The 12,507-nt window shown below is 68.7% G+C and carries 8 protein-coding genes; 2 read left to right on the top strand and 6 right to left on the bottom strand.

Going from position 1 to position 12,507, the window contains the following annotated elements:
• The first annotated feature begins 181 nt into the window (after window positions 1-181).
• The gene (locus tag C8J39_RS02475) at window positions 182-919 is read left to right on the top strand and encodes a GntR family transcriptional regulator (RefSeq protein WP_120299161.1); all 738 of its coding nucleotides are present in this window, start codon (window positions 182-184) and stop codon (window positions 917-919) included.
• A 21-nt stretch (window positions 920-940) separates the two neighbouring features.
• Window positions 941-3,853 carry a beta-galactosidase GalA gene (gene galA / locus C8J39_RS02470; protein WP_120299160.1) on the top strand — a complete coding sequence of 971 codons (2,913 nt, stop codon included), beginning with the start codon at window positions 941-943 and terminating at the stop codon, window positions 3,851-3,853.
• A gap of 147 nt (window positions 3,854-4,000) precedes the next feature.
• Here the strand turns inward: galA and nagE are convergent, their stop codons facing one another.
• From nagE to C8J39_RS02440, 6 genes are all read right to left on the bottom strand, one after another.
• Window positions 4,001-5,704: an N-acetylglucosamine-specific PTS transporter subunit IIBC gene (gene nagE, locus C8J39_RS02465; protein ID WP_120299159.1), complete on the bottom strand. Its 1,704-nt coding sequence runs from the start codon at window positions 5,702-5,704 to the stop codon at window positions 4,001-4,003.
• Window positions 5,701-8,196, bottom strand: coding sequence for a phosphoenolpyruvate--protein phosphotransferase (ptsP, locus tag C8J39_RS02460; RefSeq protein ID WP_120299158.1), 2,496 nt, complete (start codon window positions 8,194-8,196; stop codon window positions 5,701-5,703). Before ptsP ends, nagE begins: the two co-directional genes overlap by 4 nt.
• 74 nt (window positions 8,197-8,270) lie before the next feature.
• On the bottom strand, window positions 8,271-9,413 hold the full coding sequence (gene nagA, locus C8J39_RS02455) for an N-acetylglucosamine-6-phosphate deacetylase (protein WP_120299157.1): 1,143 nt from the start codon (window positions 9,411-9,413) through the stop codon (window positions 8,271-8,273).
• The gene (locus tag C8J39_RS02450) at window positions 9,410-10,426 is read right to left on the bottom strand and encodes an SIS domain-containing protein (protein WP_243649695.1); all 1,017 of its coding nucleotides are present in this window, start codon (window positions 10,424-10,426) and stop codon (window positions 9,410-9,412) included. The genes nagA and C8J39_RS02450 overlap by 4 nt, the downstream gene beginning before the upstream one ends.
• Before the next feature lie 141 nt (window positions 10,427-10,567).
• On the bottom strand, window positions 10,568-11,368 hold the full coding sequence (locus C8J39_RS02445) for a copper homeostasis protein CutC (RefSeq protein ID WP_259457490.1): 801 nt from the start codon (window positions 11,366-11,368) through the stop codon (window positions 10,568-10,570).
• A complete protein-coding gene (locus C8J39_RS02440) occupies window positions 11,365-12,387 on the bottom strand; it encodes a N(4)-(beta-N-acetylglucosaminyl)-L-asparaginase (protein ID WP_120299154.1) in 1,023 nt (340 codons plus the stop codon). Before C8J39_RS02440 ends, C8J39_RS02445 begins: the two co-directional genes overlap by 4 nt.
• Window positions 12,388-12,507: the final 120 nt, after the last annotated feature.

Genomic DNA, 12,507 nt, shown 5'->3' with positions numbered 1-12,507 from the left:
AACCCCGTCATTTGACAGCAAGCTTGTCCTGCTCTGATAAGAGATCGGACGTGGGGCGGTCAGGGGACATACCAATATGGCCCATGGATTTAGTCTGGTTGCCCACCACGCGGTCCTTGGCTACGCTACCATAAGGGACGCGGCAAGGCTCGCTTTGAGCTGCCGGTCGGAGGGGGAATACATGGCGTTTTCCGATGACATCGGACGCTTTCGCAAGGGAAATCCATCGCCGCTCTACCTCCAGTTGCAGGAACTGATCCGCAACGCGATCGGCGAGAAGCTGTTGGTACAAGGCAATGCGATCCCGGCTGAGCGCGATCTCGCGATCGAGTACGACGTATCGCGGATCACCGTGCGGAAAGCGATCGGCGGACTGGTCGAGGAGGGGCTGCTCACGCGCAGGCGCGGCGCGGGGACGTTCGTCGCCGGGCGCGTCGAGAAGAGCTTCTCGAAGCTGTCGTCGTTCAGCGAGGACATGGCGGCACGCGGGCGGACGTCGAGCAGCAGCTGGATCTCGCGCTCGGCGGGGCAGGTGAACCCGGAGGAAGCGATGGCGCTGGGGTTGTCGCCGGGGGCGGCGGTGTTCCGTTTCAACCGCATACGCTATGCCGACGAAGAGGCGATGGCGCTCGAATTCTCGACGATTGCGGGATATTGCCTGCCGTCGGTCGAGGTGGTCGACGACTCGCTCTACAGCGCGCTCGAGAACGCCGGGAGCCGGCCGGTACGCGCGCTGCAACGCCTGCGCGCGGTGCCGTTCGGGGGCGAGCATGCGCGGATGTTGGGCGTCGACGCGGGCCATGCCGGGCTGTTGATCGAGCGCCGCGGCTTCCTGCGCGATGGCCGGGCCGCGGAGTTCACGCGCTCCTATTACCGTGGCGATGCGTACGACTTCGTCGCCGAACTTGCCGATATCTGACCTTTAATACCGAGAGTACCGATGAACCGACGTGAGCTTCTTGTTGGCACGGCGGGCGCCGGTGCTTCTCTGGTCGTGGGGCCGATCGAGGCCGGGTTTGCTGCCAGCGTCAAGGCGCAGGGTTCGGCCGGCGCGCTGCCGATGCCGCAGCCGACGCGGACCTTGCCGTCGCGCGCGCTGGTGCAGGATCCGTCGCGGACGCTGATCGAGCGCGGCTGGCTGTTCCACGAGGGCGACGTGATCGCGCCACCGCCCGAAGGCCACAACGCGACGTATCTGAGCGTGAAGGCGGGTAACGCACTCGGCGCTGCGGCGATGGCGTATGACGATTCCGACTGGCAGTCGGTCCGCTTGCCGCATGACTGGGCCTCCGCGCAGCCGTTCGTGAAGACCGCAAGCGTGTCGCAGGGCTTTCGCGCGCGGGGGATCGGTTGGTACCGGCGGACGCTGCGGCTCGATCCGGCGGACCGCGGCAAGACGATCGGGCTGCAGTTCGACGGGATCGCGACCAACGCGACGGTCTGGGTCAACGGCAGCGTCGTCGCACACAACTGGTCGGCGTATAACAGCGTCGAGATCGACCTGACGCCGTTCGCGCGGTTCGGCGACGACTTGAACGTCATCGCCGTGCGCGTCGATGCGCAGGCGATGGAGGGCTGGTGGTACGAAGGCGCGGGGATCTATCGCCATGCGTGGCTGATCCGCCGTGCGCCGGTGGCGATCGTGACCGACGGCGTGCACTGCGATCCGAGGCGCGCCGTGAATGGCGCGTGGAGCGTGCCGGTCGAAGTGAAGCTCGGCAGCATCGATCGCGCGTCGGTCGGCGTGACGGTGGATGTCGCGCTGGTGGATCCCGAGGGCAAGCGCGTGGCGGGGGCGCAGGTGACCGCGACGGTCCTGCCGTTGGAGCGCGCGACTGCGACGATGACGCTGGCCGTGCCTGCACCGCGCATCTGGTCGATCGAGTCGCCGACGCTCTATACCGTCGTGACGCACGTCCTGCGCGACGGGGCGATCGTCGACGAGCGGCGTATCCCGGTCGGCTTCCGCACGATCCGGTTCGATGCGGACCGCGGCTTCCTGCTCAACGACAAGTCGGTGAAGCTGAAGGGCGTATGCCTGCACCAGGATCACGCCGGGGTCGGGACCGCGATCCCCGATGCGCTGCTGCGCTGGCGGCTGGAGCGGCTGAAGGCGATGGGCTGCAATGCGATCCGCTGTTCGCATAACGCGCCGGCCGCCGAACTGCTCGACCTATGCGACGCGATGGGCTTCGTCGTGATGGACGAGAACCGCCAGTTCAATCCCGCGCCCGATTACATGGCGCAGCTCGAATGGATGGTTCGCCGCGACCGCAACCACCCGAGCGTCATCCTGTGGTCGGTGTTCAACGAGGAGCCGATGCAGGGCACCGAAGCGGGCGTCGAGATGCTGCGGCGGATGGCGCACGCGGCGCATGCGCTCGACGACAGCCGGCCGGTGACGGGCGCGATGAACGGCGCGTTCTTCGATCCGATCAACGTGTCGAGCATTTTCGACGTGGTCGGCTTCAACTATTACCAAGGCGATTACGACCGGTTCCACCAGCTCAACCCGACCAAGCCGATGACGAGCTCGGAGGATACCAGCGCGTATGAAACGCGCGGCGCGTTCGCGAGCGATCCGGCCGCGCATGTCCAGTCGTCCTACGACGTCGAGGCGGCGAGCTGGGGCGATACGCACCGCGCGACGTGGAAGAAGATCGCCGACCGGCCGTTCGTCGCGGGTGGGTTCGTGTGGACCGGGTTCGATTATCACGGCGAGCCGACGCCGCATGAATGGCCGACGATCTCCAGTTTCTTTGGTATTCTCGATCTGTGCGGGTTCCCGAAGACTGCGTTCGACATCCACCGCGCGCACTGGGTGGACGACGTTCCGGTCGTCAGTTTGACGCCGCACTGGACTTGGCCGGGACGCGAGGGGCAGCCGGTCGTCGTGTTGGTGATGAGCAATGCCGAGCGCGTCGAGTTGCGGCTCAACGGGCGGAAGGTCGGCGAGCAGGCGGTCGACCGGATCATGGGCAACGAGTTCAGCGTGCCCTACGCGCCGGGGCGGATCGAAGTTGTCGCGATGCGCGGCGGCAAGATCGTCGCAACAGCCGCGCACGAGACCGTCGGCAAGCCGGTTGCGTTGCGCTTGACCCCGGCACGGACCGTGATGGCGGGCGACGACGAGGATACGCAGCCGGTGACGATCGATGCGATCGATGCCGCCGGGCGTCACGTACCGACCGCGAACCTGCCGACGCAGTTCTCGGTCGATGGCGCGGCGATCATCGGTGTCGGTAATGGCGATCCGAACAGCCACGAACCGGAGAAGGGCAATGCGCGGTCGTTGTTCAACGGGCTGGCGCAGGTCATCGTACAGGCGGGAACAGGCCGAGGGCGGATCGTGATGACCGCGACCGCGCCGGGATTGAAGCCGGCGCGGCTGGTGATCGACCGGGCAGCGATCGTACCGCGCGCGCAAATGGCCGCGACCTATGGTGGGCAGGCGATCCGGGAGTGGCGTCGCTCGCCAGCGTTCGCCCCGCGGCCCGATCCTGCGCTGGCGCCGATCGATGGCGACAATAATAGCTGGGCGTTCGTGCGGAGCGGTACGCCGGTCCAGGCTGCGGCGGAGGGCCGTTGGCGGCTTTACCGGGCAAGCGTGACGCCGTGGCGGCGGATCGGTGCGGAGGGCGGCACGATCCGCTTCGCCGCGATCGCGGGCAAGGCCGAGCTGTGGGTGGATGGCCGGCGGCTTGCGTCGAAGACCGGGGTGGAGGCTGGACCGCTCGAGGCGGCGTTGCCGGCGGGCGGCGGCGTGCGCCAGATCGTGCTGATGGTGGAAGCCGCCGCGGAGGGGGGTTCGGGCATACTTGGCCCGGTGTCGCTGGAACCGCTGGCGCGCTGACGCCGCGATTAACTGAATCCTCCCCCGCCAGGGGGAGGTGGCGCTGGAGGCGACGGAGGGGGAGGACACGCAACAGGCGTTTCCCTTACCTCCCCCTCCGTCTGGCAAGTGCCAGCCACCTCCCCCTGGCGGGGGAGGATCAGTGGGCTAGCGGGTCAGCGTCGTCAGGACCGCGTCGGTCGCCAGCGCGTGAAGCTGGCCGGGTGCGGGGCGGGCGATCGCGCGGATACCGAGCTTTACCAGTGCCGCGTCGTCCGCCAGGGCTAGATCGCTCAGCTGGACGCGCAGTCGCCCGGTGTGGCGGCTGGCGGAGAGGACATTCGTCGCCCCGCCGAGCGCGGTCTCGATTTCGGACGACAGGGCGATCGAGTCCGATACCACGGGCGCGGCAGGCTTGATCGCCACATCACCACCCAACGCCAGCGCGTCGCGGATTTCCATCGAGACGACATCGGCAATCGGCCCGAGCACGACCTGAAGCGCGGAGTTCGACGGGCGCAGGATACCGCGTGCGCCGAGCGCCTTCAGCGCGGCATCGTCGACCGCGGACTGGTCGACCACGATCAGCCGCAACCGCGTCGTGCACGCGCTCACCGTCGTCAAATTCGCCCCGCCGCCGAGCGCCTGCGCGAACGCCGCACCGCGCCCGCCTGCCGCGGGGGTTGCTACTGCCGCGACCGTCTCGGCTTCGCGCCCAGGCGTCGCGAGGTCGAACTTGCGGATGAAGAAGCGGAACAGCCCGTAATACAGCACGAAATACAGCGCGCCGACCGGGAGCAGGACGAGCGGTCGCGTCGCCTTGCCGAAGTTCAGCACGTAATCGAGCAGCCCCGCCGAGAAGCCGAAGCCCATCTTGACGCCGAGCAGATCCATCAGCGCCATCGACAGGCCGGTCAGCACCGCGTGCACCGCGTAGAGCACGGGCGCGAGGAACATGAAGCTGAACTCGATCGGCTCGGTGACGCCGGTCAGCGCCGAGGTGAGCGCAAGGCTGAGCAGCATGCCGCCGACCGCTTTCCGGCGCTCGGGCTTCGCGGAATGGTACATGGCGAGGCATGCGGCGGGCAGGCCGAACATCATCACCGGGAAGAAGCCGGCCATGAAGATTCCCGCCGATGGATCGCCTGCGAAGAAGCGGCGCAGATCGCCCGAGGTGCCGTGGTAATCGCCCGCGACGAACCAGACGATGTTGTTGAGCAAATGATGCAGCCCGGTGACGAGCAGCAGGCGGTTGAGCAACCCGAACACGAACACGCCGATCGCACCGCTACCGGTGATCGCGACGCTCAACTGGTCGACGCCCTGGCTCAGCAGCGAGAAACCGAAGCCGAACACCGCCGCGAGCACGAGACCCGCCACGCCGCTGACGATCGGCACGAACCGTCGACCACCGAAGAAAGCGAGATATTCGGGCAGCTTGATCGTCGAATAGCGATTGTAGAGTGTCCCGCCTGCGAGCCCCGACAGGATGCCGATCGGCACGTCGAGCCGCGCCATCGCTTTGGCCTTCCACGCTGCGATCGCGAGGTCGGCGGAGACGCCGGTGAGCCCTGCCGATACTTCGGGTGCGACGGTGATCAGGACTTTGCCCGCTTCGGTCGCGACCAGGAAGCAGACGACGCCGGCGAGACACGCGGCACCATTGCCATCGCGCGCGAACCCGGTGGCGACGCCGATTGCGAACAATAGGCCGAGGTGCGAGAAGATCGCGTCGCCCGCCGCGCTGATGAAGGCGATGTCGAGCAGGTCGGGCTGGCCGAGGCGGAGCAGCAGGCCTGCGATCGGCAGCACCGCGATCGGCAGCATCAGCGCGCGGCCGAGCGGCTGGAGGGCTTCGAGGATCGATTTCATGCGGTGAACTCCCGGGCGAGCGAGCGGACGTCGGCGGCGGACCCGCATTGCAGCGCGGCGGCGGCATGCGCGCGGCACGCCTCCATCGTCAGCGTCGCGACCAGTGCCTTGATCTCGGGCACCAGCGCGGGTGCGGACGAGAGTTCGGTGACGCCGAGCCCGATCAGGATCGGGACGGCAAGCGGGTCGGAGGCGAGCCCGCCACACACGCCGGTCCAGCGGCCATGCACCGCGCCACCCTTGCAGGTCTGCGCGATCAGCCGGAGGACGGCGGGGTGCAGCCCGTCTATCCCGCTCGCGACGGCCGCGTTGCCGCGGTCCATTGCCAGCGCGTATTGCGTGAGGTCGTTGGTCCCGACCGACAGGAAATCGGCTTCCGCGGCGATCAGGTCGGCAGTAACGGCGGCGGCGGGAGTCTCGATCATCACGCCTACGGGCACGCGGTCGCCATGGCCGATTTCGGCAGCGACGCGGTCGACCACCGTGCGGACGGCGCGCAGTTCGTCGAGGCTCGCGATCATCGGCACCATGATGCGGCATTGCCCGGCGGGCTTTACCGACAGGATCGCACGGACCTGATCCTCCAGGAGCCTCGGGTGCGCGAGGCCGACGCGAATGCCGCGCAGGCCCAGTGCGGGGTTCTCTTCCGGCGCCATCGGCAGATACGGCGCGGGCTTGTCGCCGCCGATGTCGAGCAGGCGGACGATCAGCGGGCGGCCGTCGAGCGCGTCGGCGATCGCCTGGTAATCGGCGCTTTGTTCGGCGACCGTCGGTGCGGCGTCGCGTTCGAGGAACAGGAATTCGGTGCGCAACAGGCCCGAGCCTTCTGCGCCGTTCTCGACCGCGAGATGCGCGTCGCCGAGCGCGCCGAGGTTGGCGAACGCCTCGATCCGGGTGCCGTCGGCCATGAGGCAGGGTTCGCCGGCCCGCGCGAGGGCTTCGGTGCGGCGGACCTGTGCCTGGACGATCCGGACCTGCGTGGCGACGAGCGTGTCGGCGTCCGGATCGATCCGCAACAGGCCTTCGCTGGCGTCGAGGATCACGGGCGTCTCATCGGTGACGGAGTTCAACGGCGCGCCGATCGCGACCAGCGCGGGGAGGCCCATCGTCGCGGCGAGGATCGCGACGTGCGAGGTCGGACCGCCGCGCTCGACGCAAAAGCCGACGATGTTCGCGCGGTCGAGCGACAGGACGTGCGACGGCAGCAGGTCGTCCGCGAGCAGGATCGTGTCGGGCGGGAACGACAGCGGCGTTGTCTCGACGCCGGCGATCAGCGCGAGCAACTGTCGTTCGAGATCGAGCATGTCGTCGGCGCGCTCGGCGAGCCGCGGGTCGGTGCTGGTGCGCAACGCGTCGGCCTGCGGACGGATCGCTGCGCGCCACGCATGACCGGCGCTCTCGCCGCGAGCGATGCCGCCGCGCGTCGCCTCGTGTAGCATGGGGTCGTCGAGCATCGCCGCATGCGCCTCGACGATCGCGCGTTCGGGGCCGGTTGCGGTGCGGGCACGGTCCGCGAAACGGGTCGACAGCGTCGTGACGGCCGCATCGAAGCGAGCCTCCTCGACGGCGATGCCTTCGCCCTGCTCGGGGACGACGATGTCGGCGGGGCGGAACCAGCGGGCGCGGCCGATTGCTAGCCCCGGCGCTGCGGTGACGCCGGTCAGCGCGCCGTCGACTGCGGGGCGGGCTGGCGAGGGGGCGACGGTGGGCGCGCGGACGGGGGCTTCGGCCGGCTCGTCCATGCCGCTCTCGATCAGGTCGCAGATCGCGGCGAGTGCTGAGGCGGCATCGGCACCTGCTGCGGTCACGATGATCGTGTCGTCGTGGCGGATTGCCAGGGCGAGCAGGGCGATCGGGCTGCGGACGTTGGCGGTCTTGTCGCCACATGCGAGCGTCACGTCCGCATCGAAGCGCTTGGCGGTTGCGGCTAGGCGCGCGGCCGGGCGGGCGTGGATACCGTGGGGGAGGGGCACGACGACCGTGCGTGCGTGCGCCGCGCCGTCCTGGCTCGTCTCGCGGCGTGCGACTGCATCGCTGGGTTCGAGCGTCATCAGCGGATCGCCGACCGCGACCAGTTCGCTGGAGACGGCGTGGACGATGCTGAACCGGTCAGGGTTCACGATCACGATCGGCGTGACGACCGCGCGGGCCTCGCGGACCAGCAGGTCTAGGTCGAAGCGGATCAGCGGTGCACCGCGCTCGACCGTGTCGCCGACCGCGACGCACGGGCTGAACCCGCGTCCGCCGAGCGCCACCGTGTCTAGGCCGATGTGGATCAGGATCTCCGCGCCCTCGGGCGTGGCGAGCGTGATCGCATGGCCGCTCGGCAAGAGGGTCAGCACGGTGCCGGCGCAGGGAGCATAGAGACAGTCGCCGGTCGGATCGATCGCGACGCCGTCCCCCAGCATCTTCTCCGAGAACACCGCGTCGGGCACTTCGTCGATCGGCGTTGCCCAGCCCTGCATCGGCGCGGTCAGGAGGATGGAGGCCATGGGTGCGTTCTCGATACAAGAAGGGATGGGCTCGATCCCAAAAAGGGAAGGGCGCAAAAGCAGGGTGGAGGCGGTCAGGCCGCGCTTGCCCCGCCGATCCACGTGCCGACCGGATGCAGGTCGCGGGTGAGCACGACCCAGTCGGCGGTGCGGCCGACCTGCAACGTGCCGCGCTCCTGCGACAGCCCCAGGAACGCCGCCGGATAGGTCGCTGCCATCGCCGCGGCGATCTCGGGTGCGACGCCGAGCCGGTCGACGGTGTTGCGGACCGCGCCCGCCATGTCGAGATCGGAGCCTGCCAGCGTGCCGTCGGCACCGACGCAGCGGCCATTCTCGACATGGATCTCGCGGCCCTGCAGCACGAACGACTTCTCCGCCGCCCCGACGCAGGGCATCGCGTCGGATACCAGCATGAACCGGTCGTGCGGCCGTGCGCGCAACGCGATCCGCAGCACTGCGTCGTCGACATGGAAGCCGTCGACGATGATCCCGCAATACACCGCCTGGTCGTCGAGCACCGCGCCGACCACGCCCGGGGCGCGGTGGACCAGCGGCGACATCGCGTTGAACAGGTGCGTCACGCCGGTGATCCCGGCGGCCATCCCGGCACTCGCAGTGGCGTGATCCGCGTCGCTATGGCCGATGCTGATGAGCACGCCTGCCGCGGTCAGCGTCGCGATCTGTGCCGCGGTCACGCGCTCGGGCGCGAGCGTCACCATGACGCGGCCGAGACGGGGGCGGGTCAGCAGCGCGAGCAGCTCGTCGTCGAGATCCTGGAAGCGCGTCGGGTCGTGGATGCCCTTGCGCGCCGGGCTGATCACGGGCCCTTCGATATGGATGCCGAGCACGCCGGGGACGCCTGCGAGGATCGCCGCGTCGACTGCGTCGAGCGCGAGGGCGATCACGTCGGGCGTGTCGCTGATCAGCGTCGGCAGGAACGCGGTGGTGCCGAACGGCCGGTGCGCTGCGCCGATCGCGGCGATGCCCTCGACCGTGGGCGTATCGTTGAACAGCACGCCGCCGCCGCCATTGACCTGCGTATCGACGAAGCCCGGCATCAGCCAGCCGCCGTCGAGATCGATCGCGTGATCCGCGGTTAGATCGGAGGCCGCGTCGCCGATCCGGGCGATGCGACCGTCTTCGACAACGATCGTCGCGTCGTTCAGGACGCCCGCGGGGGTGACCACATGGCCATTCGAAAACCGGAAGATCGTCATAACGTGCGCGTCACCTTGCTGAGATGCGACGGTGCGTCGGGGTTGAACCCGCGAGCAAGCGAGAGGGCGTTGACCATGCGATAAAAGCTTTGGATCATCAGGATCGGCTCGATCGCCGGATGCGCTTTCAACGCGGGCAGGACGCCGTCGTCGCTGCTGCCGTCGAGCCCGGCATCGGCGAGCAACACGCCTGAGCCACGCTCGGCGAACTCGCGCGCCGCATCGCGCACGCCGTCACCGGCCGCGTCGGAGGTCGCGAGCGCCAGCAACGGGAAGCCGTCCTCGACCAACTGCATCGGACCGTGGCGGACCTCGGCGGAGCTGAACGATTCGGCATGCAGCGCGCAGGTTTCCTTCATCTTCAGCGCCGCCTCGTTAGCGATGCCAAAGCCCATGCCGCGCGCGATCACGAACAGATTGGTCGCGGTGCGCAGCGGTGTGACGGCGGCCGACCAGTCGAGTGCCCAGGCGCGTGCGAGGTCGGCGGGGAGGGCTGCAACGGCGCTACGCAATGCGTCGTCGTCGGCCCATTCGGCGGTCAGCGCGGCGAAGGCGGCGAGCGAGCAGATGTAGGATTTGGTCGCTGCAACCGACTTTTCCGGTCCGGCGCACAGCGGGATCAGCGTGTCGGCGGTCTCTGCGAGCGGCGAGGTCTCGTCGTTGACGAACGCGACGACATGCGCGCCGGCAGCCTTCTGCGCGGCGACCGCGGCGAGCAGGTCTGGGCTGCGACCGCTCTGCGACACCGCGATGCACAGCGTGTTCCGCGCGCCGAGCGGTGCGTCGTAGATCGACACGACCGAGGGCGCCGCGGCGGCGACCGGTATGCCGGTCTTCGTCCAGATCAGATACTTGCCGTACACCGCCGAGTGATCCGAGGAACCGCGCGCGCAGGTCACGACAACCGCGGGCGGGGCGCTACGAAGACGCGCACCGAGCGCCGCGAACGCCGCGGCGTTGGTCGCGAGCATCCGCGCGACGGCCTCGGACGATTCCGCAGCCTCGCGGAACATCAGCGTTGCCGTTTCCACAATCGGCGGGGGTGTTAGCGGAGGCGGGGTGGCGTCGTGCATGGCGGCTCGCTTCGATTGGCGTTCGGCGAGGAGCGAGAGGCCCCCCGACCCAGACCGGTTTGAGTAAGTTATGGATTGGTATTATTCAAGCGCCGGATGTCCGGCCACCATGTTCGCCAGTCGCTCTACCGCGTCCCGGTTCGTGGCTGCGCGTCCCGGCGAGGCGAAGCCGAAGCGTAGTTCGGCTACATCGGCGGCGGTCGTCATGGGCGCGCGACACGAGGCGTGGACTTCGCGGACACCGGTCGCGAGGATCGTGGGCAAGGTCTCCGGCGAGACCCCGCTTCCCGCGAGCACGATGATGCGACCGGCGGCTTGTCGGTGCAATGCCGCCAGCATTTCTACCCCGTCGATCGCCTTCGGGGCGCCGCCCGAGGTCAGGATCCGGTCGAAGCCGAGCGTGACGGCGGACTCGAGCGCGTCGGGCATGGTGCGGCACAGATCGAAGGCGCGGTGCAGCGTCAGCGAGAGTGGGCGTCCGCGAGCATCGCCCAACGACTTGGTGTGTGCGACCAAAGCGGCAAGCGCGGGCAGGTCGAGCCGGTGGTCGGCGTCGAGCGCACCGATGACGATTCCCGCCAATCCGGCTTCGGCTGCCGTGCGAATGTCGTCCGCGATCAGCGCCTGCTCGCGCGGGGTATAGACGAAGCCGCCTTCACGTGGCCGGGCCAGGAGATGGACGGGTACGCCGGAGGACTCCGCCGCCGCCGCCGCGGCCCTGATCAGCGACGCTGGCGGGGTGAGCCCACCGACGCTGAGCGCCGCGCACAGTTCGATGCGGTCCGCACCGCCGGCAATCGCCGCGTCGATACCGTGCAGGTCCTCGACGCAGACCTCGAGCATCGTTCGGTTACCACGATCCACGTCTTCCGCGACGCTCACGCCTGGAACAGCGACCGCGCCTTCAGCACCGTCGTCTTGCCGCGCACGTCGGTGACTGCATAGGTAAAGCCCGGCAGCAGGCAGAACGCGCCGACATTGCCCTTCGTGTCGAGCGCGAGGAAGCCGACCTGGACGCCGCGGATCGCGTCGCCGCGCAGCTTGGCGATATGCCGGACGACCTCTTCGCACGCCTGTTGCGGCGACGACCCGCCGCGCATCGACGCGACGACGCGTGCCGAGCCAGCGACGCGGGTCACTTCCTCGCCCAGTCCGGTCGAGGTGGCACCGCCGACACCAGCCTCGACGTACAGCCCCGACCCGACCTGCGGCGAATCGCCGACCCGGCCGCGCATCTTGAACGCCATGCCGGAGGTCGTGCAGGCACCCGCCATCCGCCCGTCGGCCGTGCGCGCGAGCAGGCCGATCGTGTCATGATCCAGCGCGCCGCCGGGCGTGCGCGTGATGCGGTTCTCGCTATTGGCTTCGGGTTGGTATTTCGCGGTCTTCAGCCAGTCGCGCCATGCCCTTTCCGATTCCGGGGTGAGCAGCGACTGTTGTGGGAAACCCTGGTCGCGCGCGAACCGCGTCGCGCCCTCGCCGACGAGAAAGGTATGCGGCGTCCGCTCCATCACGCGACGCGCGACGGAGATCGCATGCACCGTGTTCTCCAGCGCGGCGACGGCCCCGACGCCGCCGACATCGTCCATGATGACCGCGTCGAGCGTGACGTGGCCGTCGCGGTCGGGATAGCCGGAATAGCCGACGCTGTGGTTGGTCGGATCCGCCTCGGGCACCATCGCGCCGGCTTCGACCGCGTCGATCAGGGAGCCGCCCTTGGCGAGTTCCGCGAAGGCCACCGCGTTGGCGGCGGCGCCGAAGTCCCAGGTCGACAGGACCATGGCACCGGTCGCCGAAGCGTCCTTCGCGGCACCCGATCGGGCAGAGGCCCGAGTCGCTACGAATGGTATCATGCCCAGGCCGCCCAAGCCGGCGAGCAACGACCGTCGCGTGTTCTCCATCAGATCCCCCTTGCGTTCTTGTGTGCACGCTATCGCAACGAGATGGCGACCGCCAGTAGTGACGCCGATTTGCAACATTCCAACGCAAATGTTCTACACCGGTATTGCTTCGGCATTGAC

The sequence above is a fragment of the Sphingomonas sp. PP-CC-1A-547 genome (assembly GCF_003610375.1).
Taxonomy (GTDB): domain Bacteria; phylum Pseudomonadota; class Alphaproteobacteria; order Sphingomonadales; family Sphingomonadaceae; genus Sphingomonas.
This window is presented reverse-complemented; position numbering and strand designations above follow the sequence as displayed.

What these genes read in the sequence shown, in the direction of transcription:
- galA (WP_120299160.1), top strand. Translation starts at nt 941, where the DNA reads ATGAACCGACGTGAGCTTCTTGTTGGCACGGCGGGCGCCGGTGCTTCT.
- C8J39_RS02440 (WP_120299154.1), bottom strand. Translation starts at nt 12,387, where the DNA reads ATGGAGAACACGCGACGGTCGTTGCTCGCCGGCTTGGGCGGCCTGGGC.
- nagA (WP_120299157.1), bottom strand. Translation starts at nt 9,413, where the DNA reads ATGACGATCTTCCGGTTTTCGAATGGCCATGTGGTCACCCCCGCGGGC.
- C8J39_RS02475 (WP_120299161.1), top strand. Translation starts at nt 182, where the DNA reads ATGGCGTTTTCCGATGACATCGGACGCTTTCGCAAGGGAAATCCATCG.
- C8J39_RS02450 (WP_243649695.1), bottom strand. Translation starts at nt 10,426, where the DNA reads ATGTTCCGCGAGGCTGCGGAATCGTCCGAGGCCGTCGCGCGGATGCTC.
- ptsP (WP_120299158.1), bottom strand. Translation starts at nt 8,196, where the DNA reads ATGGCCTCCATCCTCCTGACCGCGCCGATGCAGGGCTGGGCAACGCCG.
- nagE (WP_120299159.1), bottom strand. Translation starts at nt 5,704, where the DNA reads ATGAAATCGATCCTCGAAGCCCTCCAGCCGCTCGGCCGCGCGCTGATG.